The following is a 23,188-nucleotide window of genomic DNA, read 5'->3' on the forward strand; positions in this document are numbered from 1 at the left end:
CAACCGGTCGGCGGGACCGGCTCGGTGACCGGCCTGCGCCGGGGCACCGCGGCGGGGGTGGGCCTGCCCACGTGGTCCTACCTGCCCGCAGCGATCGGCGCGGCCTTCCTGCTGCTGCCGCTGGTGGCGGTGCTGGTCGAGATCGACTGGGCGAACTTCGTCCCGCTGGTCACCTCCGAATCCTCCCGCACCGCACTGACGTTGAGCCTGAAGACCGCCGCCGCGAGCACGCTGCTGTGCATTGTGTTCGGGGTACCGATGGCCCTGGTGCTGGCCCGCGGCCACTTCCGCGGGCGCTCGCTGCTGCACGCCCTCGTGCTGCTGCCGCTGGTGCTGCCGCCGGTGGTCGGCGGCATCGCACTGCTGTACACCTTCGGACGCAACGGCCTGCTGGGCCAGCACCTCGAGGCCTTCGGCGTCCGGATCGCGTTCTCCACCACCGCCGTCGTGCTGGCGCAGACCTTCGTCTCGCTGCCGTTCCTCGTCGTCAGCCTCGAGGGCGCACTGCGCGTGGCCGGTCGCGACTTCGAGCGGGTCGCCGCCACCCTCGGCGCCCGCCCCACCACGGTGCTGCGCCGGGTGACGCTGCCGTTGGTGCTGCCCGGCCTGCTCTCCGGGGCGGTGCTCGCCTTCGCCCGGGCACTCGGCGAGTTCGGCGCCACCATCACCTTCGCCGGCTCGCTGCAGGGCGTCACCCGCACGCTGCCACTGGAGATCTACCTGCAACGCGAGACCGACCCGGACGCCGCGGTCGCGTTGTCACTGCTGCTCATCGTGGTCGCGGCCGTGATCGTGGCCGCGGTCCACGGCCGGCGTCTCACCAGTGGCGCGCCGTGAGGGGCCCGCGGTGAGCGCGCTGTCGGTGCGGGCCCGGATCGAGCGGCGCGGCGTCGACCTCGACCTCGACCTGGCGGACGGCGAGGTGCTGGCCGTCCTCGGCCCCAACGGGGCCGGCAAGTCCACGCTGCTGTCGCTGATCGCGGGTCTGGTGCGGCCCGACCACGGCACCGTCACGCTCGGCGACGCGACCCTCACCGACACGGCCGCCGGCGTGTTCGTCCCGCCGCACGCGCGCGGCGTGGCGCTGCTGTCCCAGCGGCCGCTGCTGTTCCCACACCTCAGCGCCGCCGCGAACGTCGCCTTCGCACCCCGCAGCCGCGGGACGGGCCGGGCGGCGTCCCGCGAACTGGCCCGGCAGTGGCTGCAGGCCGTCGGCGCCGAGGACCTGGCCCGCCGCCGGCCCGCCCGACTCTCGGGCGGCCAGGCCCAGCGGGTCGCGATCGCGCGGGCTCTCGCCGCCGAGCCGCGACTACTGCTGCTGGACGAGCCGATGTCCGCGCTGGACGTGACCGCCGCGCCCGCGGTGCGCCGGCTGTTGCGGACCGTCCTGCGTGAGCAGTCGCGGACCGCGGTGATCGTCACCCACGACCTCCTCGACGCGCTCGCCCTGGCCGACCGGGTGGCGATCGTCGACGCGGGCCGGATCGTCGAGTCCGGCACCGTGCGCTCGGTCCTCACCTCGCCGCGCAGCGCCTTCGGAGCCCGGATCGCCGGGGTCAACCTGCTCGCCGGCACCATGGCGGCAACCGGTTCACTCGAGACGCCCTGGGGCACTATCGTTTCCGGGATCGAGGAGCCCGGCGGCGACCTCCACCCCGGCGCGGCGGCGGTCGCCCTGTTCCGGCCGGCCGCGGTGGCGGTGCACCTCGAACCGCCGCATGCCAGCCCCCGCAACGCGCTCCCCGTGACCATCGCCGAGATGGAGGCACACGGGACGACCGTGCGGGTGCGCGGCGCCGAGAAACCGGACGGCAGCGCCGGTCTCGCGGCGGACGTCACCGCCGCGGCCGTCGCCGACCTCGACCTCGCACCGGGGCGGCGGGTGTACTTCGTGGTCAAGACCCAGGAGGTGGAGCTGCACCCGGCGCTGCCGGCACCCGCCGGCTGAGCCGGGCAACCGTCAGAACAGCTCGTGGTCGCGCCGCCGCACCCTCCGCGTACGCAGCCGGTACCGCCACGAGAAGCCCGGCCACAGTGAGTGATTGGTGCCGTCCGCGGTGACATACCAACTCGCGCATCCACCGGTACTCCAGACGGCGGACGCGAGCCGGTCGTGCAGGTCAGCGTGGTAGTCGGCCTGCGCGTCAGCGCGGACGTCGACCGCACGCGCCCCGTCCCGATCCACCAGGGCCATCGCCGCGAGCACGTGCCGGACCTGCGACTCGATCATGAACACCAGGGAGCTGTGCCCCAGGCCCGTGTTCGGCCCGGTGAGCAGGAACGCGTTGGGCAGGCCCGAGACCGTGATGCCGAGGTGCGTCGCGATCCCGTCCCGCCACCACAGCTCCTGCAGGGTGACGCCGCCCCGCCCGGCGAGCGGCAGCCGGGCCAGCGGGCCCGCCACCCGGAATCCGGTGGCGTAGACGATCACGTCCACCGGGCGCACCGTCCCGTCGGCGGTCACGACGGCGTCCGGGCGGATCTCGGCGATCGGGTCGGTGACCACCTCCGCGCCCGGCCGGCTCAGGGCCGGGTAGTAGTCGTCGGACCGGAGGATCCGCTTGCAGCCGATGCGGTAGTCCGGCGTCAGCGCCCGCCGGAGTTCGGGGTCCGGGACCTGACGGCGCAGATGCCCCCGTGCCCGACGTTCGAGGGGCCGGGTCAGCGCGGGCGGTCCGTTGAGCCCGAGCGCCAGCAGCTCCGCGTTCCAGTAGGTCAGCGCTCGGGCGATCCGCCCGGTCGCAGGCACCCGCGCGGCTGACAGGCGGGACCTGCGTCGCGGCAGCACCCACGGCGGCGTGCGCTGGTAGAGCTGCAGCGCGCCGGCGCGAGCGGCGAGCTCGGGCACCAGCTGGACCGCGCTCGCGCCGGTGCCGATCACCGCCACCGTCTTGCCGGTGAGGTCGACGGTGTGGTCCCACTGCGCCGAGTGGAAGGAAGGTCCGCCGAAGGTCCCGGCGCCGGGGATCCGGGGCAGCGCGGGCTGGTGCAGGGCGCCCGTCCCGACGACCAGGAACTGTGCGACGTACTCGCGGCCGTCCACGGTCCGGACGTGCCAACGCCGGGCGGCCTCGTCCCATCGTCCGCCGCCGACCTCGGCGCCGAATTCGATCTTCGCGCGGACGCCGTACTCGTCGCTCACCCGCCGGAGGTAGTCCAGGATCTCGGGCTGTGAGGCCCGGTCGCCGCCGCGGCGACGGTGCGGCGCGAACGAGTACGAGTACAGGACCGACGGCACGTCGCACTCGCAGCCCGGATAGGTGTTCTCCCGCCAGGTGCCACCGACCTCGTCGGCCTTCTCGAGCACCACGAACTCGCCCTCACCGGCCCGGGCCAGGCCCACCGCCATGCCGAGCCCGGCGAATCCCGCACCGATGACCAGCACCCGGGTGTGCCGGACCGTCCCCGCGCCGAGCCCTGCCTCGTCTGCCTGTGTCATCGAACTCCACCTCTCACCACCAACTTGAACAGTGTTCAAGTTGGGTACCGTTTAACGCAAATCGCCCTGTTCGCAGAGACAACGGCGGACCGGGCGACCGCGCCGCACCCGGCAGGTGCACCACGTGGTCGCTACGGTCGGGGCATGGCAACCACGGCGGATCACCTGCGGACCACCCTCGACGGCCGGTGGCGGGAGGTGCGGGAGAAGGTCCGGGTAGACCTCACCCGCCCCGAGTTCGCGCCGCACTTCACGCCGGACCTCGACGCCGCCCGGGCAAAGACGCTCGAGCAGATGCAGGTTCTCGCCGAATCCGGTTACGCCGCCAACGGTTTCAGCGTCGAGCACGGCGGCACCGGCGACGTCGGCGCGGCGGTCACAAGCATCGAGATGCTCGCGATGTCGGACCTGTCGCTGATGGTCAAGGCCGGGGTGCAGTGGGGCCTGTTCGGTGGCGCCGTCGAGAACCTGGGCACCGCCGCCCACCACGAGGCGTACGTCCGGCCGCTGATCGACCTGGACCTGCTCGGCTGCTTCGCGATGACCGAGACCGGGCACGGCAGCGACGTGCAGGAACTCGAGACCACCGCCACCTACGACGCCGCGACCGGGGAGTTCGTGATCGACTCCCCCACCCCGTCGGCCCGCAAGGACTACATCGGTGGCGCGGCCCAGCACGCCCGGATGGCGGCCGTGTTCGCGCAGCTGTTCACCGCCGGCCCCGGCGAGGAACCGGAGCCGAAGGGCGTGCACTGCTTCCTGGTCCCGATCCGGGACGAGCGGGGCGGCGACCTGCCCGGAGTCACCACCTCGGACTGCGGGTACAAGGGCGGCCTGCCCGGAGTCGACAACGGCCGGATCGTCTTCGACCGGGTGCGGGTACCGCGGGCGAACCTGCTCAACCGGTACGGCGACGTCGCCGCGGACGGCAGCTACAGCTCGCCGATCGAGAACCCGAACCGGCGGTTCTTCACCATGGTCGGCACCCTGGTGCGGGGCCGCGTCACCGTCGGCGGGGCGGCCGGCGCGGCGGCCCGGGTCGCCCTGTCCATCGCCACCCGGTATGCGTTGCAGCGCAGGCAGTTCGACAAACCCAAGAGTAGCGAGGAGGTCCTCATCATGGACTACCTCGTACACCAACGCCGACTGCTGCCGCTGATCGCGAAGTCCTACGCCCTGCACTTCGCGCAGAACGAGTTGGTCACCCGGCTGCACGAGATCCAGAGCGCGCGGGAGGTGGACCCGCAGGAACAGCGCGAGCTCGAGGCCCGCGCCGCCGGGCTCAAGGCCGCGAACACCTGGCACGCCACCCGGACGATCCAGGAGTGCCGCGAGGCCTGCGGGGGCGCCGGCTACCTCACCGAGAACCGGCTCGTCGCGCTCAAGGCCGACACCGACGTGTTCACCACCTTCGAGGGCGACAACCACGTGCTCACGCAACTGGTGGCGAAGGAACTGCTCACCGCCTACGCCGACGAGGTGCGCGGGATGGGTCCGGTGGACTGGATGCGGTTCGCCGCCACCACCGTCGGCGACGTGGTCAAGAAGCGCACCGCGGCGCAACAGATCATCCAGACCATCCTCGACACCCGGCAGGACAACGAGGAGGACGGCAGCCTGTTCAACCGCGGCACCCAGCTGAGGATGTTCTCCGACCGCGAGGAGTACCTGCTCTCCACCGCCGCCCGGCGACTGCAGGGCGCTCAGAAGCGCGAGGACGACCCGTTCGACGCGTTCAACTTCGTCCAGGACCACGTGCTCCGGGCCGCCGAGGCGCACATCGACCGGGTGGTGCTCGAGGCGTTCGTGGCGGGCATCGACTCGTGCCCCGACGGGGCGGCGGCGGACCTGCTCGGCGAGCTGTGCGACCTCTACGCCCTGACGGTGATCGAGGAGGACAAGGCCTGGTTCATGGAGCACCGGCACCTGTCTGTCGAGCGGGCCAAGGCCGTCACCCGCGGCGTCAACGAGCGCTGCCGCACGCTGCGCCCGCACGCGCTGGAACTGGTCGAGGGGTTCGCGGTGCCGGAGTCCACGCTGGGCGCGGCGATGCTCGAGGGCTGACCGTGGACCGGCCGGGCGCGGGCGGGGTTCACCCGAGCTCGCCCGGCCGCAGCGCCCGGGTCCGGACGTCGGAGAGCACGCACCGGACGAACACCTCCCGTTCGACGCTGCCCCGCTGTCCGGACGCGGGGACCACGGCACTGACCGTGCGGTTCTCCAGTTCCGCGTCGCCGACCACCGCGATGTACGGGTCGCGGCGTCGGCGAGACTCGCGGATGCGCGCGCCCAGCGAGCCCGCACCGAGGATCTCGGCGCGGATCTTGTTCTCCCGCAATTCGACCCGCAGCTTGTCCGCCTCGTCGTGGTGTCGCCCGGACACCGGCAGGACGGCCACCTGTCTGGGCGCCAGCCACGGCGGCATCCGGCCCCCGAAGCGCTCGACCAGCAGCGCCACCATCCGCTCCATGGACCCGAGCAGGCCCCGATGGATCATGACCGGGCGGTGCCTGGCGCCGTCCTCGCCGGTGTACTCGAGCCGGAAACGCTCGGGTTGGTTGAAGTCGAGTTGCACCGTCGACAGGGTCTCCTCGCGGCCCTGGCCGTCCACGACCTGGACGTCGATCTTCGGGCCGTAGAAGGCTGCCTCCCCGTCCGCCTCGACGAAGTCGAGGTCGAGCGCGGCGAGCGCACCGCGCAGCTGGTCCTGGGCGCGGGCCCACTGCTCGTCGGTGCCGAGGTACTGCCCGGCCGCGCCGCGGAGCGAGAGTCGGTAACGGCGCTCGGTGACACCGAGGATCCGGTAGCAGCGCTCGATCGCGCCGAGCGCGAGTTCGACCTCGTCACCGACCTGTTCCGGCGCGCAGAACACGTGCGCGTCGTCGAGATTGATCTGGCGCACCCTGCTCAATCCGCCCAGCACGCCGGACATTTCGCTGCGGAACATCGAACCCAGTTCGGAGAGCCGGAACGGCAGGTCGCGATAGCTGCGTCCGCGCGCGGCGAACACCTGCGCGTGGTGCGGACAGTTGGCCGGCCTCAGCAGGAAGCTCTCGCCGCCGATCCGCATCTCCGGGAACATGTCCGCGGCAAACTTGGACCAGTGGCCGGACCTCTCGAAGAGCTCCTTCTTGGCCAGCACCGGTGTGTAGACGCCGCGGCAGCCGGTGCGGGCCGCCTCCTCCGCCGCGAGCGCCTCGAGTTCGGCGCGAATGATCGCGCCGTCCGGCAGCCACAGCGGAAGGCCCGCGCCGACGACGGGTGCGGTGTCGAACAGTTCGAGCTCACGGCCCAGAACGCGATGATCGATTGTCATGGGGTGCCCACTCTCGTGACGCGAGAGGGAATCGATGCCCGAACACGAAAAAAGCCCCGGGACAATGACTCCCGGAGCTCGCTTGGTCGGTCAGCAGATGCTAGACGGCGCGCCGGAAGGTGTCCGGCGTCGTCGTCAGGTGCTGAATGCAAATCACGGTGGGAGCGTACATCCGACTCTCGCGTCGATCAATACCCGGCCGCGCTCGCGCTCACCCGCCCAGCCGGGACTCCAGCTCGGCGCTGGTCGCCAGGAACCACACCTGCCTGCCCCGATTCGACTCGCGCACGAAGTCCGCGAGGGCGCCGCTGCGCCCGATGTGTTCGTCGATGTCGCCGAGGATCACCACCCGCAACCGGTAGTTGACGAACTTCTGCAGCATCTCGCCCGCCAGTCTGGTTCGGAGGTCGAAGAAGTCCGCGGCCAACCGGGTCACGGGTAGCACGACGCACTCGACGTCGGTGCCGTACGTCTGCCCGATCACGTCGAGCGCGTCGGCCTCGGAGCCGATTTCGGGCCCCTCCGGCGGGCACACCCACGTCGACGTCCCCGCGATCACGGCGGCGCTCACGCGGCGCTTCCGAGCACCGCGTCGACCAGTCCGAGCACGTGCGCGGTCGCGCCGAGAGAACCGACCACGATGACCTTGAGTCGCTCGCCGGTCGGGTCGTAGACGGACTCGACCCGCAGCGGGACCTCGCCGTCGTCGCGCGGGCCGGCGGCCGCGGCGGTCACCAGCGTGCCCACCCGGTCCGCCGTCGCCGCATCCACCGACTCCACCTCGACGACGCTCACGGCCTCCGAACGGGCCGGCCGCGCCACGGCGGGCCCGGCCGACGACTGCCCGGTGAACGCCTCCAGATCGGCGCGCGCGATCCGGTACTGCTTGCCGATCCGGACGGCACCGAGGCTGCCGTCGCGGATGTATCCGCGGACCGTCCGCACGTGCAGACCCAGCCGGTCGGCGACCTCGTCCGCGGTGAACAACTCCTGCGCCATGGCTCCCCTCAAGATTACGAAAACAACCGTATCATCCCCTTCGGCAAGGGGCGATACGGTTGTTCAGGTAAGAAAAGGGAGTAAACCCCCGCACTCAGGCGGACAGCTGGTAGCCGGCCTCCTCGACAGCCTCGGCGACCGCCTGCCGCGCGAGCGGGGCGTCACTGGTCACCTCGAGCGCACCGGACGCCAGGTCCACCCGGACGTCGGTGACGCCGGCGATCGCGCCGACCTCCTCGGTGACCGCGGCGACGCAGTGCCCGCAGGTCATGCCGACGACGGCGAAGGTGCTCGGCATCGCCACCCCTCCCCTACGACCGGACCAGCCGGGCGATGGCGTCGGACGCCTCCTTGACCTTGGCGTCGGCCTCGGGCCCACCCTTCTTGGCGGCCTCGACGACGCAGCCGGCCAGGTGCGCATCCATCAGCTTCAACGAAACCGACTGCAGCGCCTTGGTTGCCGCCGACACCTGGGTGAGGATGTCGATGCAGTACCGGTCGTCGTCGACCATGCGCGAGATCCCGGCGACCTGCCCCTCGATGCGACGCAGTCGCTTGAGGAGGTCGTCCTTCTCGGGGGAGTAACCGTTCATGCCCCCAGGGTACCCCCCAAGGGTATTGTCCGCTACCGGCGGCGGACCACGTCGAGGAGCAGCAGTCCCGCGGCGATCACCAGCGCCGCCGCGCCGCCGATCCACGACCCGGAATAGCGGGTGCCCGTGAACGCGGGCGCCCCCTCGACCAGCGGCCCGAACTCCGTGGTGCTCACCCCTTGCCTCCAGCACCACACCGCCAGCGCCAGCGCCAGCACGGCCAGGAACCCCTCCGCGACCCTCAGCATGCGTCCGGTCACCGTCCGCTCCCCTCGTCCGCGGCGGTGCCAGGCACCGCACGCTCAAGCGCCGCCCGCAACCCGTCGCCGTCCCGGGCCCMGGCCCGGACGATTCCGCCGTCGCGCAGTCGCAGCCCGATCCCGGTCCGCCGCTTCGGCACCCCGGACAGCTCGCCGAGAGCGCGCGCCGTCTCCCAGGGTTCCAGGTCCGCGGCGAACGGGTCGCCCGCGGGCAGGATCGCCTCGATCTCGGCAAGCGCCAACGTCTCGGTCCCGCACCGCAGGTCGGTGTCGGTCAGCGCAACGCTCGCGTGCTCCCGGGCCGCCGCCACCTGCAACGCGACCAGACCCGCGAGCAGCGCCGCGCACACCGTCAGTGCCAGCCAGTGCACCCCGGCACCGAAGAAGAAGTCGCCGATCAGGACCACCAGGCACAGCACGGGCCCGACCGCGACCAGCCGCCAACTCCCGCCGGGCTCGGCGAACACCGCCGGCTCAGCCACGGTCGAACCACGCGGTCGCCGACGGCAGGTACACCAGCATGCCCGCCGCCAGCGTCACCACCGCCACCAGCAGCACCGGCGCCTGGCCCACCCCGGTGGGCAGCAGCGCGAGTTCGAGGAACGTGAACACCGCCGACAGCGCCACCAGCGCCCGGCGGAAGCGCCCGTCGCCTGCGCGGGCGGGACCGGCCATCAGCCCGACCGCGAGGCCCACCAGCAGCGCGACCGCGCCGGAGCCACGCAGCAGCAGGATCAGCGAGTCGAGGTCGTCGGGCGCCGCACCGTTTCCGAGCAGCTGATCGCGCAGCGCCGCACCGGAACTGGTGACGGCCAGCAACCCGAAGAGCACCAGCAACGCCGAGCAGGCCAGCCACAGCCAGTACGCCACGGTGACCGGTCGCGGCCGGGTGCGCTCGTCGGTCACCGGTGCTGCTGCGCCTTCACACCCGGCATGAAGTACCGGTTGGAGTCGGCCCGGTGCATCAGCACCACCGCGCCCACCGACAGCACCGCCTGCAGGATGCCGGCGCCGCCCGCGACGACGGCGGCCGCACCGCCCACCGCGCCGAGCCCGAACACCGTCGGGATCGCGACGAACACCGTCATCACACCGATCATGGTGACGAGCATCCTCGCCCAGTTTCGGCCGGCGCGCATCTTGAACACGAAGAGCAGGTACACCCCGGTCAGGATCAGCCCGAGCACCGCGGTCAGCCCGAAACCGATCAGCAGCAGGCCCTCCGCGGTCGAACGGGTGATCTCCACCGTCTCGTCCTGGGCACGGACGTCACGCACCAACTGGTCGGCGAAGTTCGCCCGGTCACCCAGCGCGGTCGCCAGCGTCGCGAAGAGGTTCACCACGCCGAGACCGGCGACGCCACAGAGCAACTGGAACGCGGTGACCACGTCCACGGGCGGCTGCGGCTTCGGCGGCACCGGCGGCGACTGGGGGTACGGGTACTGCTGCTGCGCCGGGTACGGCTGCGGGTACGGCGACTGCGCCGGATACTGCGGCTGCGGATCCTGCGGCGGCTGCGGCGACTGCTGCGGCTGCGGCGACTGCTGCGGCTGCTGCGGCTGCGGCGACTGCTGCGGGTCCTGCGGCGAGGGCGTCGTCACAACCGGGCCGCCACTTCGGCGGCCCAGTAGGTGAGCACGATGTCCGCCCCGGCCCGGCGGATGCACAGCAGCGACTCGTCGATGGCGGCGTCCCGGTCGATCCAGCCGTTCTGCGCCGCCGCGGTGATCATCGAGTACTCCCCCGAGATCTGGTACGCCGCAACGGGAACCGTGGAACGGTCGGCGGTCTCCCGGAGCACGTCGAGGTAGGACATGGCCGGCTTGACCATCACCATGTCCGCGCCCTCGGCCAGGTCCAGGTCCACCTCGCGAAGCGACTCGCGGCGGTTCGCGGCGTCCTGCTGGTAGGTGCGCCGGTCGCCGCTCAGCGACGACCCGACGGCCTCCCGGAACGGGCCGTAGAAGGCGGAGGCGTACTTCGCCGCATACGCGAGCATGCCGGTGTCGAGGTGGCCCGCGGCGTCGAGACCCGCACGGATCGCCGCGATCTGGCCGTCCATCATCCCGCTCGGGCCGAGCAGGTGCGCGCCCGCCTCGGCCTGCGACAGCGCCATGTCGACGTAGCGGACCAGGGTCGCGTCGTTGTCCACGGCGCCGTCCGCGGTGAGGACCCCGCAGTGGCCGTGCGCGGTGAACTCGTCGAGGCAGGTGTCGGCCATGATGACGGTGTCGTCACCGAGTTCGGTGCGCAGCGCCCGCAGACCGCGGTTGAGGATGCCGTCGGGATCGCTGGCCCCGGACCCGGTTGCGTCCTTGTCCTCGGGCCGCGGCACACCGAACAGCATCAGACCGCCGACGCCCGCGGCCACCGCCTCGGTGGCGGCGACGCGCAGCGAGTCCAGCGTGTGCTGGAAGACGCCGGGCATCGAGGAGATCTCACGCGGCGCGTCGATGCCGTCGGCGACGAACATCGGCAGCACCAGATGCCGTGGCTCCAGCGAGGTTTCGGCAACCAGGCGGCGCATCGCCGCGGTGCTGCGCAGGCGGCGGGGCCGCTCGGCGGGAAAGATCATGCCCTCCTTCGTCGGGCTCGTGCGCGGTTGACGGGTCCACCGACCCGGCAACGTCTCCGCGGTCTTCGGCCCGATGCACGCCACCAGGGTGCGCGCGTGCGGCTTGCCCGCGATACCGACCAGGTTCCGGACGGTGGACGACGAGGTGAAGCACACCGCGTCGAACCCGCCGGTCTTGATCATCTCGCGGGTCTCGGCCGGCGGCGGCGCCGCCCGGACGGTCCGGTAGGCGGTGACGTCGTCGATCTCCCAGCCGCGCTGACGCAGGCCCTCGGCGAGGGTCTCGGTGGCGATGTCCGCGCGCGGCAGCAGCACCCGGTTGACCGGGTCGAAAACGTCGTCGTACGGGGCGAACTCGGCCAGCAGGCCCTCGCTGGACTGCTCACCGGACGGCACCAGCTCGGGGTTGATGCCGAACGAGCGCACCTTGTCGGCGGTGGCCTGGCCGACGCAGGCGATCTTCACGCCGGAGAAGGCGCGGGCGTCCAGACCGAATTCCTCGAACTTCTCCCACACCGCGCGGACCGCGTTGGTGGAGGTGAACACCACCCACTGGTAGCGGCCGTCCACCAGGCCCTTGACCGAGCGCTCCATCTGCGCGGGGCTGCGCGGCGGCTCGACTGCGATGGTCGGCACCTCGATCGGGATGGCACCGTGGGTGACCAGCCGCTCGCTCATCTCGCCGGCCTGGTCCTTGGTGCGCGGCACCAGCACGGTCCAGCCGTACAGCGCCCGCGACTCCCACCAGGACATCTTGTTGCGCTGCGCGACGACCTTGCCGACCGTGACGATCAGCGAGCCGACCAGTTCGGAGCCCGCCTCGTTCAGGGTGGCGAGGGTGGCCTCGACGGTGCGCTGCTGGCGGGTGGTGCCGCGGACGGTGATCGCGGCCGGGGTCTGCGGGGCCAGGCCGTGCTCGACCAGAGCGCTCGCGGTCTCCGCCAGGTGCGCGGCACCGGCGTGCAGCACCAGCGGGCCGGGCGCGGCGGCCAGCGCCGCCCAGTCGACCTCGCCGCGGACGTCGGCCTCGGTGTGGCCGGAGCCCAGCGCCATGCCGGCGTAGCTGGGCACCGCCGAACCGGCGGGCAGCCCGGGCAGCACCTCGAAGACCACCTGGGTGCGGGCCACCGCGGTGACCTCGGCGATCACCGAGTCGGTGGTCAGCGGATCGCCGGAGACCAGGCGGACCACGTCGTGGCCGTTCTTGGCCTCGGCGACCAGGGTCTTCGCGACCTCGGCGGGCTCGCCGAGGGCGGGCCGCACCTCGGAGAGGGGGTGCTCCGGGTCGACCTCGACGCCCTTGACCAGCAGCGCCGTGCCGACCAGCGCGGCGACGCCCTTGTCGACGTCGGGATCGGTGAACGCGAGCGTCGCGTTGGCCAGGACGTCCCTGGCGCGGACGGTGAGCAGCGCGGGATCGCCGGGCCCGGAGCCCACGAACAGGATCCGTCCGGGAGTGTTCTTTCGGACTCGGCTCATCGGTTGTTCTCCAGTGCGTTCAAGTGTCGAGCAGTGTGGGGTCGTGCGATGTCAGGTGCTGTGACGGGGTGCTGCGGACCGGGGTGGTGCCTGGCCCGCCTGGGTTTCGACGATCTACACATCGGCGACACCCATCAACTCGCGGGCGCCGAGGTCGAGCAGTTCGCGGGCCAAGGCCCGGCCCAGCTCCTCGGCACGGTCGGGCGGGCCCACCACCGATGCCCGGATCGAGTCCGAGCCGTCCAGTGCGGCCGCGCAGCCGCGGACCGACAACTCGTCGAAGACCCGGCCGTCGTCGTCGATGGACTCGACGACCTCGGCGATCGCGCCGACCGGCGCGGTGCAGCCTGCCTCGAGTTCGGCGAGCAGGCTGCGCTCGGCGACGACGGCCGCACGGGCGTGGGCGTCGTCGAGCCGGGCCAGGATCGCGATCAGTTCCGGGTTGTCCGCCCGGCACTCGACGGCCAGCGCGCCCTGGGACGGCGCCGGCAGCATCTGCACCGGGTCGAGCGTCTCGGTGATCACGTCGAGGCGACCGATCCGGGACAGCCCGGCACGCGCGATGACGATCGCGTCGAGTTCGCCGGACTGGACCTTGCCGATGCGGGTGTCGATGTTGCCGCGCAGCTCCTGGATGTCGAGTCCCAGCCCGAGCGCGCGCAGCTGGGCCCGGCGGCGCGGGGCCGACGTCCCCACCTTCGAGCCGGCGGGCAGCTCACCGAGCACCAGTCCGTCGCGGGCCACCAGCGCGTCGCGCGGGTCCTCGCGGCCCGGCACCGCGGCGATGACCAGCCGCTCGTCGGGCGCGGTGGGCAGGTCCTTGTACGAGTGCACGGCGACATCCACGCGACCGGCGGCGAGCTCCTCGCGCAGTTCCGCGGTGAACACGCCGACGCCGATGCGCTGCACCGGACCCGGCGTGACGTCGCCCTTGGTCTTGACGATCACCAGTTCGGCGGGATGGCCGGCGGCGATCAACGCGTCCCGGACGGTGCCCGCCTGGGTGGTCGCGAGCAGGCTGCCGCGGGTGCCGATCCGCAGGGTCCGCACCCTGGTCTCGCCGGCCGGCTGGGCGGTCGCGGTCATGCCTGCATCCCCTTACGCCAAATCTCTGCACTGTCGGCCTCGTGGCCGGCGGTGAAATCGTCCGCGAGCTCGACGGCCCGGATCTCCATCGGCGCGGCCACGGCCTCCGCCGAACCCGGCGCCAGCTCGAACAGCTCCCGCAGCGCGGCCGCGTACTGGTCTCCGCCGGGCGCGGCGGCGAGCTGCTTGACCCGCACCGTCGGGGCGTGCAGCAGCTTGTCCACGACGCGCCGCACGGTGCGCGCGACCTCGTCGCGCTGCGGGTCGTCGAGGCCCGGCAGCCGGGACTCGAGCCGGAGCAGCTCCGCCTCGACGACGTCGGCCGCGCGCTGACGCAGCGCCGTCACCGTCGGGGTGACCTCCGCGAGCCTCTGACCGGCCAGGTAGGTGGCGAGCTCGCCCGCGACGATCTCGCGTGCGGCGTCGGCGTCGGAGGCCGCGGCCCCGGCGGCCGGGTCCCGCTGCAGCGACTCCATGTCGAACACGGTGACGCCCGGCAGCCCGGCGACGGGTGACTCCACGTCGCGCGGCAGGCCGAGGTCGCAGATCACCAGCGGGCGGTCCGCCTCGCGGCCGAGCTGGGCCAGCGCGCGGTGGGTGTCCGCGAGGGTCACCACGGCGCCGACCGCGCCGGTACAGGTCACCAGCACGTCCGACTGCGCCATCGCCGACGGCAGCTCGCTCAGCTCCACCGTCTCCGCCTCGATGCCGTTTCCGCGGGCGGTCTCGGCGAGGCGCTCGGCGCGGTCGCGGGTGCGGTTGACCACGAGGATGCGTCCGATGCCGGCCCGGGTCAGGTGCGCGACGGACAGCCCGCCCATCGCGCCCGCGCCGAGCACGACCGCGGTCCGGCCGGTCAGCGCGCCGCCGAGCAGCTCGGCGGCCCGGTCCAGCGCCACCGACACCACCGACGCGCCTGCCCGGTCGATGCCGGTCTCGGAGTGCACCCGCTTGCCGACGCGCAGCGCCTGCTGGGCCAGTTCGTGCAGCGTGCGGCCCGCGGCCTGCTGGCCGTCGGAAGTGGCGTAGGCCGTGCGGATCTGGCCGAGGATCTGCTGCTCGCCGATCACCATCGAGTCCAGGCCGCTCGCGACCGCGAACAGGTGCTCGGCCGCGGCCTCGCTGTAGCGGACGTAGGCGTGCTTGGTCAGGTCCGTCAGGTCCAGTCCGGCGTGCTCGGCCAGCAGTTCGCCGACGGCGCCGAGGGCGCCGTGGAACGCGTCGACCACCGCGTAGACCTCGACCCGGTTGCAGGTCGAGACGATCATCACCTCGGAGACGTGCGACGACTCGAGCATCTTGTCGATCAGCTTGGGCCGATCCGTGTCGCCGATTGCGACCCGCTCGAGGACGGACACGGGAGCGCTTCTATGCGAAATCCCGACCAGGAGAACACTCACGGAGCAGCCACCGATCCATTCGTTGTCGAAGTCGAGCTTGTCGCGTCCGGGTCCGTCTCGGCGTTGCGGGCGCTGTGGAACGAGAGAACCTGCATCTCGACGGCCAGGTCCACCCGACGGATCTCGACGTGTCGGGGCACCTCCAGCGGCGACGAGGCGAAGCTGAGGATGCATCGCAGACCGGCCTTCACCAGCTGGTCGCACACCTCCTGGGCCGAGTCGTCCGGGGTCGCGATGACCCCGATCGTCGCGCCGAGGGCGCGGCACGCCGACTCCAGTTCGGCGACGTCGCGCACGACGAGTCCGTCGACGGTACTGCCGATCCGCTCCGGATCCCGGTCGAACAGGCCCGCCATCGTGAAACCGCGGCGTCCGAATCCGCCGTACCGGGCCAGCGCCTGACCGAGGCTGCCGACGCCGACGAGCACCACCCGGTGGCCGCGGTCGAGCCCGAGGGCCTCCTCGATGCGGGCGCGCAGCCGGGACACGTCGTAGCCGACTCCGCGGACCCCGTTGGGGCCCAGGAAGGAAAGGTCCTTGCGCAGCTTCGCCGAACCGACGCCCGCGGCCGTCGAGAGTTCTTCGCTGGAGACGATCAGCGTGCCGTCGTCGGCCATCTGGCCGAGCACCCGGAGGTAGGTCGCGAGCCTGGTGACGGTGGCCTGCGGCAGGTCGCGCACGGTGGCGTCCGAGCGTGCCGCGTCGGCCGGCCGGGCCGCCCTGTCGGCACCGAGTCGAGCGCCCCCCTCAGCTCCCGCGACACCACGGGCAGCGAACCCATGCGGCTGGTGCTGTTCGGTCACTTCGATGGCTCCTCGTCCGGCCATGCACACGGCCGGTCATCAGGTTGATCCGGGGGGACTGGTGACACCACGGTAACTGCTTGTGAAGCTCTGCACAAAGTCGCCGGATCCCGGCAACACCCGCTGCGACCTGCGCAGCGACCGCCCACCGGGGTTCGCAGGTCGGCCTCAGATTGTCAAATCCGAGCGGAGCCTGACCTCGTCGACCTCCCAGTAGCTGTGCTCCCGATCGTCGAGCAGCACCACCGGCAGCCGATCCCCGTACTCCGCCCGCAGCTCGGGATCCGTCGCGGCCGCCTCGTCGACGTCGACGGATTCGAGGACAATGCCGAATTCCTCACACAACGGCAGCAGTTGCTCCCGCGCGGTCTCGCAGGAGCCGCAACCGGCCCGGGTGAGCAGGGTGATGGTGTGTGCCACGGCGGTCATGCGTCCACTGTGCCACCGGCCGCGGGCACCTCCTGCACCGATCTGCGGAGACGGATATCACAGCCGTCGGTTGCCGGTGCGTTCCGCCCGGTGCACCCTCGGTGCTGGGGATAGGGTTACCGCAGAATCGGCGATCACAGGAGGTGCGAGTGCCTGGGCTATCACGGCCGACGGGATCGGGGGTGAGCGCCGGCTGGCTCGGCGGAGCGGTGCCGTTCCGCAAGCGCGGCAGGGTCCCGCTCGGTCCCAGCGACGCACAACTACGGGCCAACCGGGCCGGCGAGGCGAGCGCGGACGCCGCGATCGCGCTGCACGCCGCCGAGACCGAGGCCGTCGCCGCCGAGGCGGGCGCCGGGACCCCGGACACCGCGCCCGCGGTGCCGCTGGACCTGACCGCCGCCGCATTCTTCGACGTCGACAACACCATGGTCCAGGGCGCGTCGATCATCCACTTCGCCCGCGGCCTGGCCGCCCGCAAGTACATCTCCTACGGCGACATGGCCCGGTTCGGCTGGCAGCAGGTCAAGTTCCGGGTCACCGGCAAGGAGAACAGCGGCGACGTCGCGAGCGGCAAGGAGAAGGCGCTGGCCTTCATCGCCGGACGCGAGACCGCAGAGTTCACCCGGCTCGGCGAGGACATCTACGACGAACTGATCGCCGACAAGATCTGGCCGGGCACCCGGGCGCTGGCCCAGATGCACCTCGACGCCGGGCAGCAGGTCTGGCTGGTCACCGCCACCCCGGTCGAGTTGGCGCAGGTGATCGCGAAGCGACTCGGCCTGACGGGCGCGCTGGGCACCGTCGTCGAGAGCGAGCAGGGCAAGTTCACCGGCCGCCTGGTCGGCGACATCCTGCACGGACCCGGCAAGGCGCACGCCGTGCGCACCCTGGCCGTGCGCGAGGGCCTGAACCTCAAGCGGTGCACGGCCTACTCGGACAGTCACAACGACGTGCCGATGCTCTCGCTGGTCGGCACCGCGGTCGCCATCAATCCCGACACCGATCTCAAGGAAGTCGCCAAGACCCGCGGCTGGGAGATCCGGGACTACCGCACCGGGCGCAAGGCCGCGAAGGTCGGCGTGCCGACCGCGCTGGCACTCGGTGCGCTCGGCGGCGCCCTGGCCTCGGTGATCGGTCGTCGCAAGCACTGACCGGCACCCGTGGCGATCCCTCCCCCGCAGGGCGGGGTCGCCACGGGCGGCGTGGCCGGGTCAGCCCATGAACACGTTGCGACGCTTGGCGAGCAACCGGTACAGCGTCTGCTGGATGTTCTCGCGGACGTGGTCGGTGACCTCGAAGAGCACCATCGGGTCCTCCGCGGCGACCGTGTCGTAGGAGTCCGTGACGATCGGCTCACCGAACTCGATGTACCACTTCGACGGCAGCGGGATCAGCCCGAGCGGACCGAGGTGCGGGAAGAACGGCGTCACCGGGAAGTACGGCATCCCCAGCAGCCGGGCCAGCGACTTGATGTCGCCGATCTTCGGGTAGATCTCCTCCGACCCGACGATGGAGCAGGGGATGATCGGGGCGCCGGTCCGGATCGCGGCGCTGACGAAGCCGCCCCGGCCGAAGCGCTGCAGCTTGTAGCGCTCGCTGAACGGCTTCCCGATCCCCTTGAAACCCTCCGGGAACACCGCCGCCACCTCGCCGCCGCGCAGCAGTCGCTCGGCGTCCGGATTGCAGGCCAGGGTGTGGCCCGCCTTGCGGGCGATGTTGCCGACCACCGGCATCTCGAATGCCATGTCCGCGGCCAGCATCCGCAACGGCCGGTGCGCCGGGTGGTGGTCGAACATCGCCACCGAGGTCATCAACCCGTCGATCGGCACCACGCCCGCGTGGTTGGCCACCACCAGCGCGCCGCCCTCGGCGGGCACGTTCTCGATGCCGCGGACCTCCACCCGGAACCACGAGTCGAACAGTGGGCGCAGCAGCGGCAGCCACACGTTCTCCGTGAAGTGCGGGTCGAAACCGAACTCGTCGACCTGGTAGTCGCCGGTGAGGCGGCGGCGGATGAACTCGGCCGTCGCCACCACCTGGTCCGCGACCATCCCCCGCGCGGAGTCGAGCAGCGCGCCGGCCAGCCCCGGTGCATCCGTGTCGGCCGACGCCGGCGGAACCGTGAACAGTTCGGTCGGCTCGGAGGGGGTGACCGGTACGCCGCTGTGCCGGGCACGCACCCGACGCGGCCCGGACTCGCTGTGCAGCGGAATGACCTTCGCCACCTCGTTCGCCTCGTTCGCCGCGTCACTCATCGCGTCGCCCCCGTAGCCCCGACCAGCCGGCCCACGCCGGATTCCACCGAGCGCAGCCATTCCTTGCTGATGACGGGACTGAAGCCCGCGCCCCGGATCGTGTCGTCCATCGCCTGCAGCGACGTCCAGCGCGGCTCGAATCCCAGCTCCGCGCGCATCCGGTGGGTGTCGAGGCCGCAGCCGAAGTGGTAGTAGTCCAGCTGCTCGTTGGTGAAGTCCCGCATCACCGATCCCATCACCGCCCGGCCGAGGGTCCGGAACAGCGGATACGGCACCGGCACCGCGACGCCGCCCGCGCGGCGGATCGCCTGGGAGAGCATCACGACGCCGTCGGCGGCCACGTTGAAGGTGCCGGCCGGCCCGGCCACCGTGGCCCGTTCCAGGGCCGCCAGCGCATCCTCCTCGTGCAGCAACTGCATCCGGGCGTCGCGCCCCATGATGATCGGGACGACCGGCGAGTTCAGGAACTGCGAGACCGTGCCGTGCAGTCGCGGGCCGACCAGCGGCGCCATCCGCAGCAGTGACACCGCGATCTCCGGGCGCCGCCGGCCCAGCCCGCGTGCGTACCCCTCGATCTCGATGGTGTCCTGGGCGAAGGCACCCCGCGGCGGCGTCCGGGCGCTCATCTCCTCGGTGAACTTGGCGGGGTCCTTCGCGCTGCAGCCGTAGACCGCGCTCGAGGACCGCACCACCACCTTGCGGACGTCCGGGGACTTCTGGCACACCGCGAACAGCTGCATGGCGCCGAGGACGTTCATGTCCTTCATCGCGGTCCGGTTGCCGGACTTGGGCGCCTTGTCGATGGTCGCCGCGTGGACGACCGTGTCGACCTTGGCGCCGCGGATCACCTTGCCGATGAGCGGGTTGCGAATGTCCGCGCGGACGAACTCGGCGCGCCCCATCCGGCGGAGCATGTCCTTGCTCGGGGAGACGGCGTCGACCGCGATCACTCGTTCGATGCTCGGATCCTGCGCGAGCCTGGTCACCAGGTAGCCGCCGAAGAACCTGCTCGCCCCTGTCACCAGCACTACCCCGGGGCGCTGCACCCCTCGATCGCCGCCTGCCACCACTCCCACACCCCGTTCGTGATCGACCAACTGTGGCTGACGCCACGACCCGCTCCCCTGCGAGCCTAACCCCGACGACGCCGGGTCCGAGAAAGATTAACGCTACTGAAACACGCCATCCACCTGCTGTTTTACTGACGAAGACGCATTATTTCCAAGGCCGGTCAGAATCGATCGAGACGAATACGACGATTCCGGCAGACCCACCCAGAGACCCGTCACACCGCGGCCGGGCACCCCCGAAACGCGGTAGCCCAGAAAACGCAGTACCGCAGAAACACCGCACCCCGAACGCAGCGATGCCCGCCACCTTACGGTGACGGGCATCGACGGGGCACACGGCCCACACGCCAGATCGGCGTGCCTGCAGCTCGGCGAACTACTTACCGAGCTTCCTACGCTGCACTCGCGTCCTACGAAGCAGCTTGCGGTGCTTCTTCTTCGACATGCGCTTGCGTCGCTTCTTGATAACTGAACCCATGGCGGGTGTCCCTCACGTTCTTCTCTAGCGTTCCTGCGCACGCCGGTTACGTACGCGTGCGTTACGAATCTGGCGCTGTAGCCACCATCCACTAGCCCAGCGCCTGACGACACCGGCTGGCACGACGATTATTCATCGTACCGGTGTCGCCCTGCTCCGCCGAAACCGAGCGTGGCTTACGAGACTTCAGCCCGCGTCGAAATACGACGTCTGCAGGTAGTCGTGCACTGCCTTCGCATGTACTCGAAACGAGCGACCGACCCGAACCGCAGGCAGTTCGCCGCTGTGCACCAACCTATACACCGTCATCTTGGAAACCCGCATCAGGGTCGCCACCTCGGCGACCGTGAGGAACTGCGTGCCACCGAGGACAGGCTGACCGTCTCCGGCCGATCCCTTCGACTTACTTGTAGACACCATTAACTTGTATACCTCCGGCACATGTCGCGCCGCCGGCTTCCCCTCCGGCGGTACAGACACGCACGTGCTAACCGCAGTTTACCGGGACAGATGGTGTTGATGCGACGGGTGTGAGCGAAAACGGGTGTGAATTCCGGATTCGACACCGGCCGGCCTCCCGCGCCTCGGCGAGCCACGGGAGGCCGAGGCCCTATTCGGCCGACACGCCCGCCTTCTCGGTCGGGGCGCCCAGGGCCGCCGACTTCACCTTCGCGGCCGTGAGCGCGTCGTAGAACGCCGTACGCAGCCCGCCCCGCTCGAGTTCACGCACCGCGGCGGCGGTGGTGCCGCCGGGCGAGGTGACCGCCGCGCGCAGCTCGGTCGCCGACTCACCGGACTCCGCCAGCATGGCCGCCGAGCCCACCATCGTCTGCACCACGAGCTCGGAAGCCGTCGCCCGGGTGAGCCCGAGGCTCACGCCCGCGTCGACCATCGCCTCCGCGACCAGGAAGAAGTAGGCCGGGCCGGAACCCGAGACCGCGGTGACGGCGTCGATCTGCGCCTCCGTCACGGTGACCACCTTGCCCACGGACCCGAGCAGCTCCCGCACCGTCTCCAGGTGCTCCGCCTTGGCGAAGCGGCCCGCGGCGATCGCGCTGACACCCTCACCCACCAACATGGGGGTGTTCGGCATCACCCGGACCACCGGGACGCCGGCGGGCAGCTTGTTCTCGTACCGCCAGGTCGGCAGGCCGGCGGCCAGCGTCACGATGAGCTGCTCGCGCTCGCCGTCGAGGTCACCGGCCGCCAGCTGCGCGACCACTGCGTCGACGTCGCCCGGCTTGACCGCGATGACCACCACGTCGGCGCCCTCGGCCGCGTCCGCGACGGTCGTCACCCGGATCGCGTACTGCTCCGCCAGCTCGGCTGCGCGGGCCGGGAACGACTCCGCGACAACCAGGTCCCGAGCCGCGCGCCCGGCCTTCAACAGCCCCGAGATCAGCGCCTCGCCGATCCGGCCGCCACCGATCACTGCAATTCTCGTCATGCCCGCCAGCCTGCCAGCCCACCCACGGGTGTGGCCACGCAGGTCCGCCCATCAGCCCTTCGGGATCATCGCGAGCTGACGGCTCTGAACGACCGTCTGCCCGGTCTGGTCGAGCACCACGTGGTCCTCCTCGAACCAGGTGTCGCCGAGGACGGTGGCGCTGGCCATCACCCGCAGCCATCCGGGTGCCGGGCGCCGGCGCAGGTAGGTGGTGAGCTGGACGGTCGGTGCCCAGCCGAACATGCCCCGGTTCATCGTCACCGGGGCGCTGATGTCGCCGGTCATCAGCGCGAACAGCAGCGCGACGTCGGGATCGGCCTCGTCCTCGGCGAAGGGCCGGACCCACATCCGGTTCACCGGGTCGCCCTGCTCGCCCGCCAGGAACCGCGCGGCGGACGGGTCCACCCGCAGGTCGCATCCCTTGGCCACGTGCACGATCTGACCCATCGGGTGGTCCGGGACGATGTGGACGGCGTCCGCGGGCGGCTCTGCGGACAGGTCCGCCACCGCGAGCGGCACCTGGTGCCGGGGCTCGCCGACGTCCAGGACGCCGAGGGTCACGGCGGCCGAGACGGCGAGACGGTCCCCCTGGTACAGGTCCACGTCGACCAGGCAGACCTGCCGGCCGCGCTTGCGGACGGTGGTGGCCAGGCGTACCTCGCCCGGGTCCGGAGCGCTGACGTAGCTGGCGCTGACCGAGATCGGCTGCATCGCGCCGGCGTCGTCGCCCGACGCACGGATCGCGTCGCGGGCGGCGACGGCGCAGACGGCCATCATGCAGCCGCCGTGGACCTTGGGGCCGATCGTCCAGACCGCGTCGACGACGGCGCCGAAGTTGCCCTCCCCGAGGTCGGTGAGCGTGGTCAGGTCCGCGAACGGCCGGGTGGAGGTGAGGATGGAGGGAGCGCTCATGTGGTGTCCTCTCGGAGCTGTTGCGACGGCTCGGCCGTCAGGGTTCGGGACGCGATGTCCTGGTGGGCGAGGCGGCGCATGGCGGCGAGCACGGGTTCGTAGACCGCGGTCCCGAGCACCGCGTACTCGACCGCGGCCTCCGTGGACCCGACCGGCATGTGCGCGAGGTCGAACTCGGCGATCGCCTGGACGTGCCGGCCGTAGTTGTCGAGGCGTTCGACGGTCATCGGGATGCCGACCGCCTCGACCGCCGCGAGCGCCCGGTCGAGCTGCCCGACTGCCGGGAAACGCGGGTCGTAGACCTGGCCGAGGTGCTCGAGCGCCCACTGCGCCCGGGGGTTCTCCCGCGGGGCCGGGACGTCCGGGTCGGGGTACGGCGGAAGCGCCGCGACGGCCCGGCCGAGCGTCTCGAACAGGTCGTCTCCCGGATTCTCGGTCAGCCGGACGATGACGCGGATCTTGTGGATCGGCAGACCGGCGCCGGCCAGCGCCTTGATCAGCGACAGGCGGCGCAAGTGCCTCTCGTCGTACCGGGACTGGGTCGCGCTGGTCGCCTCGCCGGGCATCAGGACGCCCTCGCGGAGGTAGTACTTGATCGTCGCGAGCGGCAGCCCGGACCGCTCGACCAGCTCGGATACACGCATCGA

26 protein-coding genes are annotated in these 23,188 nt (G+C 71.5%); 4 read left to right on the top strand and 22 right to left on the bottom strand.

Annotated elements, in window-relative coordinates:
- Positions 1–24: 24 nt before the first annotated feature.
- Both AC1DWC_RS13905 and AC1DWC_RS13910 read left to right on the top strand, forming a co-directional pair.
- Entirely contained in the window at positions 25–837 is an 813-nt protein-coding gene (locus tag AC1DWC_RS13905; RefSeq protein ID WP_477908835.1) for an ABC transporter permease, read from the top strand.
- A 10-nt stretch (positions 838–847) separates the two neighbouring features.
- The gene (locus AC1DWC_RS13910; protein ID WP_477908837.1) at positions 848–1,948 is read left to right on the top strand and encodes a sulfate/molybdate ABC transporter ATP-binding protein; all 1,101 of its coding nucleotides are present in this window, start codon (positions 848–850) and stop codon (positions 1,946–1,948) included.
- Between the two features lie 12 nt (positions 1,949–1,960).
- Here AC1DWC_RS13910 and AC1DWC_RS13915 read toward each other — a convergent pair whose 3' ends face one another.
- A complete protein-coding gene (locus tag AC1DWC_RS13915; protein ID WP_477908839.1) occupies positions 1,961–3,439 on the bottom strand; it encodes a flavin-containing monooxygenase in 1,479 nt (492 codons plus the stop codon).
- Between the two features lie 144 nt (positions 3,440–3,583).
- Between AC1DWC_RS13915 and AC1DWC_RS13920 the strand changes: the two genes are divergently transcribed.
- Positions 3,584–5,503, top strand: coding sequence for an acyl-CoA dehydrogenase family protein (locus tag AC1DWC_RS13920; protein WP_477908841.1), 1,920 nt, complete (start codon positions 3,584–3,586; stop codon positions 5,501–5,503).
- 28 nt (positions 5,504–5,531) lie between these two features.
- On the opposite strand, the gene thrS is transcribed toward AC1DWC_RS13920, so the two are convergent.
- The 14 genes from thrS to AC1DWC_RS13990 all read right to left on the bottom strand — a co-directional run bounded on the left by thrS (position 5,532) and on the right by AC1DWC_RS13990 (position 16,379).
- Positions 5,532–6,755: a threonine--tRNA ligase gene (gene thrS, locus AC1DWC_RS13925; RefSeq protein WP_477908843.1), complete on the bottom strand. Its 1,224-nt coding sequence runs from the start codon at positions 6,753–6,755 to the stop codon at positions 5,532–5,534.
- 211 nt (positions 6,756–6,966) lie between these two features.
- A complete protein-coding gene (locus tag AC1DWC_RS13930; protein ID WP_477908845.1) occupies positions 6,967–7,326 on the bottom strand; it encodes a DUF4180 domain-containing protein in 360 nt (119 codons plus the stop codon).
- Positions 7,323–7,754: a helix-turn-helix domain-containing protein gene (locus tag AC1DWC_RS13935; RefSeq protein WP_477908847.1), complete on the bottom strand. Its 432-nt coding sequence runs from the start codon at positions 7,752–7,754 to the stop codon at positions 7,323–7,325. Before AC1DWC_RS13935 ends, AC1DWC_RS13930 begins: the two co-directional genes overlap by 4 nt.
- Before the next feature lie 94 nt (positions 7,755–7,848).
- The gene (locus AC1DWC_RS13940) at positions 7,849–8,052 is read right to left on the bottom strand and encodes a heavy-metal-associated domain-containing protein (protein WP_477908849.1); all 204 of its coding nucleotides are present in this window, start codon (positions 8,050–8,052) and stop codon (positions 7,849–7,851) included.
- Between the two features lie 13 nt (positions 8,053–8,065).
- Positions 8,066–8,347, bottom strand: a complete 282-nt coding sequence (locus AC1DWC_RS13945) for a metal-sensitive transcriptional regulator (RefSeq protein ID WP_072842629.1) — start codon at positions 8,345–8,347, stop codon at positions 8,066–8,068.
- 32 nt (positions 8,348–8,379) lie between these two features.
- The gene (locus tag AC1DWC_RS13950; RefSeq protein ID WP_477908851.1) at positions 8,380–8,607 is read right to left on the bottom strand and encodes a hypothetical protein; all 228 of its coding nucleotides are present in this window, start codon (positions 8,605–8,607) and stop codon (positions 8,380–8,382) included.
- Positions 8,604–9,089 (bottom strand): hypothetical protein, encoded by a 486-nt coding sequence (locus AC1DWC_RS13955; RefSeq protein ID WP_477908853.1) that lies wholly within the window; start codon positions 9,087–9,089, stop codon positions 8,604–8,606. Before AC1DWC_RS13955 ends, AC1DWC_RS13950 begins: the two co-directional genes overlap by 4 nt.
- A complete protein-coding gene (locus tag AC1DWC_RS13960; protein ID WP_477908855.1) occupies positions 9,082–9,513 on the bottom strand; it encodes a hypothetical protein in 432 nt (143 codons plus the stop codon). The genes AC1DWC_RS13955 and AC1DWC_RS13960 overlap by 8 nt, the downstream gene beginning before the upstream one ends.
- Entirely contained in the window at positions 9,510–10,208 is a 699-nt protein-coding gene (locus AC1DWC_RS13965; RefSeq protein WP_477908857.1) for a hypothetical protein, read from the bottom strand. Before AC1DWC_RS13965 ends, AC1DWC_RS13960 begins: the two co-directional genes overlap by 4 nt.
- Positions 10,205–12,661, bottom strand: coding sequence for a porphobilinogen synthase (gene hemB / locus AC1DWC_RS13970; protein ID WP_477908859.1), 2,457 nt, complete (start codon positions 12,659–12,661; stop codon positions 10,205–10,207). The genes AC1DWC_RS13965 and hemB overlap by 4 nt, the downstream gene beginning before the upstream one ends.
- Before the next feature lie 114 nt (positions 12,662–12,775).
- Positions 12,776–13,747, bottom strand: coding sequence for a hydroxymethylbilane synthase (gene hemC / locus AC1DWC_RS13975; RefSeq protein ID WP_072842624.1), 972 nt, complete (start codon positions 13,745–13,747; stop codon positions 12,776–12,778).
- On the bottom strand, positions 13,744–15,147 hold the full coding sequence (locus AC1DWC_RS13980) for a glutamyl-tRNA reductase (protein WP_072842623.1): 1,404 nt from the start codon (positions 15,145–15,147) through the stop codon (positions 13,744–13,746). Before AC1DWC_RS13980 ends, hemC begins: the two co-directional genes overlap by 4 nt.
- Entirely contained in the window at positions 15,144–15,950 is an 807-nt protein-coding gene (locus tag AC1DWC_RS13985) for a redox-sensing transcriptional repressor Rex (RefSeq protein WP_477908861.1), read from the bottom strand. Before AC1DWC_RS13985 ends, AC1DWC_RS13980 begins: the two co-directional genes overlap by 4 nt.
- Before the next feature lie 168 nt (positions 15,951–16,118).
- Positions 16,119–16,379 (bottom strand): glutaredoxin family protein, encoded by a 261-nt coding sequence (locus AC1DWC_RS13990; RefSeq protein ID WP_072842621.1) that lies wholly within the window; start codon positions 16,377–16,379, stop codon positions 16,119–16,121.
- A gap of 149 nt (positions 16,380–16,528) precedes the next feature.
- Here AC1DWC_RS13990 and AC1DWC_RS13995 point away from each other — a divergent pair, with 149 nt between their 5' ends.
- On the top strand, positions 16,529–17,530 hold the full coding sequence (locus tag AC1DWC_RS13995) for an HAD family hydrolase (protein WP_477908863.1): 1,002 nt from the start codon (positions 16,529–16,531) through the stop codon (positions 17,528–17,530).
- A gap of 60 nt (positions 17,531–17,590) precedes the next feature.
- Here the strand turns inward: AC1DWC_RS13995 and AC1DWC_RS14000 are convergent, their stop codons facing one another.
- From AC1DWC_RS14000 to AC1DWC_RS14030, 7 genes are all read right to left on the bottom strand, one after another.
- On the bottom strand, positions 17,591–18,634 hold the full coding sequence (locus tag AC1DWC_RS14000; protein ID WP_477908865.1) for a lysophospholipid acyltransferase family protein: 1,044 nt from the start codon (positions 18,632–18,634) through the stop codon (positions 17,591–17,593).
- Positions 18,631–19,704 carry an NAD-dependent epimerase/dehydratase family protein gene (locus AC1DWC_RS14005; RefSeq protein ID WP_477908950.1) on the bottom strand — a complete coding sequence of 358 codons (1,074 nt, stop codon included), beginning with the start codon at positions 19,702–19,704 and terminating at the stop codon, positions 18,631–18,633. Before AC1DWC_RS14005 ends, AC1DWC_RS14000 begins: the two co-directional genes overlap by 4 nt.
- A gap of 376 nt (positions 19,705–20,080) precedes the next feature.
- Complete coding sequence (locus tag AC1DWC_RS14010; protein WP_003402602.1) at positions 20,081–20,182, bottom strand: 30S ribosomal protein bS22; 102 nt, start codon at positions 20,180–20,182, stop codon at positions 20,081–20,083.
- A 186-nt stretch (positions 20,183–20,368) separates the two neighbouring features.
- Positions 20,369–20,602 carry a helix-turn-helix domain-containing protein gene (locus tag AC1DWC_RS14015; protein WP_072842822.1) on the bottom strand — a complete coding sequence of 78 codons (234 nt, stop codon included), beginning with the start codon at positions 20,600–20,602 and terminating at the stop codon, positions 20,369–20,371.
- Between the two features lie 190 nt (positions 20,603–20,792).
- Positions 20,793–21,629 (bottom strand): pyrroline-5-carboxylate reductase, encoded by an 837-nt coding sequence (proC, locus tag AC1DWC_RS14020; protein WP_477908867.1) that lies wholly within the window; start codon positions 21,627–21,629, stop codon positions 20,793–20,795.
- Positions 21,630–21,680: 51 nt separating this feature from the next.
- Complete coding sequence (locus AC1DWC_RS14025) at positions 21,681–22,541, bottom strand: thioesterase family protein (protein WP_477908869.1); 861 nt, start codon at positions 22,539–22,541, stop codon at positions 21,681–21,683.
- The gene (locus AC1DWC_RS14030) at positions 22,538–23,185 is read right to left on the bottom strand and encodes a MerR family transcriptional regulator (RefSeq protein ID WP_477908871.1); all 648 of its coding nucleotides are present in this window, start codon (positions 23,183–23,185) and stop codon (positions 22,538–22,540) included. The genes AC1DWC_RS14025 and AC1DWC_RS14030 overlap by 4 nt, the downstream gene beginning before the upstream one ends.
- Positions 23,186–23,188: the final 3 nt, after the last annotated feature.

It is taken from the genome of Rhodococcus sp. P4_C10, from assembly GCF_056402135.1.

Excerpts from the sequence above, each read along its gene's own strand:
- AC1DWC_RS13915 (WP_477908839.1), bottom strand. The coding sequence starts at position 3,439 with ATGACACAGGCAGACGAGGCAGGGCTCGGCGCGGGGACGGTCCGGCAC.
- AC1DWC_RS13945 (WP_072842629.1), bottom strand. The coding sequence starts at position 8,347 with ATGAACGGTTACTCCCCCGAGAAGGACGACCTCCTCAAGCGACTGCGT.
- AC1DWC_RS13940 (WP_477908849.1), bottom strand. The coding sequence starts at position 8,052 with ATGCCGAGCACCTTCGCCGTCGTCGGCATGACCTGCGGGCACTGCGTC.
- thrS (WP_477908843.1), bottom strand. The coding sequence starts at position 6,755 with ATGACAATCGATCATCGCGTTCTGGGCCGTGAGCTCGAACTGTTCGAC.
- AC1DWC_RS14030 (WP_477908871.1), bottom strand. The coding sequence starts at position 23,185 with ATGCGTGTATCCGAGCTGGTCGAGCGGTCCGGGCTGCCGCTCGCGACG.
- AC1DWC_RS14015 (WP_072842822.1), bottom strand. The coding sequence starts at position 20,602 with ATGGTGTCTACAAGTAAGTCGAAGGGATCGGCCGGAGACGGTCAGCCT.
- AC1DWC_RS13990 (WP_072842621.1), bottom strand. The coding sequence starts at position 16,379 with ATGACCGCCGTGGCACACACCATCACCCTGCTCACCCGGGCCGGTTGC.
- hemB (WP_477908859.1), bottom strand. The coding sequence starts at position 12,661 with ATGAGCCGAGTCCGAAAGAACACTCCCGGACGGATCCTGTTCGTGGGC.
- proC (WP_477908867.1), bottom strand. The coding sequence starts at position 21,629 with ATGACGAGAATTGCAGTGATCGGTGGCGGCCGGATCGGCGAGGCGCTG.
- AC1DWC_RS14025 (WP_477908869.1), bottom strand. The coding sequence starts at position 22,541 with ATGAGCGCTCCCTCCATCCTCACCTCCACCCGGCCGTTCGCGGACCTG.
- hemC (WP_072842624.1), bottom strand. The coding sequence starts at position 13,747 with ATGACCGCGACCGCCCAGCCGGCCGGCGAGACCAGGGTGCGGACCCTG.
- AC1DWC_RS14000 (WP_477908865.1), bottom strand. The coding sequence starts at position 18,634 with ATGAGTGACGCGGCGAACGAGGCGAACGAGGTGGCGAAGGTCATTCCG.
- AC1DWC_RS13920 (WP_477908841.1), top strand. The coding sequence starts at position 3,584 with ATGGCAACCACGGCGGATCACCTGCGGACCACCCTCGACGGCCGGTGG.
- AC1DWC_RS13935 (WP_477908847.1), bottom strand. The coding sequence starts at position 7,754 with ATGGCGCAGGAGTTGTTCACCGCGGACGAGGTCGCCGACCGGCTGGGT.
- AC1DWC_RS14010 (WP_003402602.1), bottom strand. The coding sequence starts at position 20,182 with ATGGGTTCAGTTATCAAGAAGCGACGCAAGCGCATGTCGAAGAAGAAG.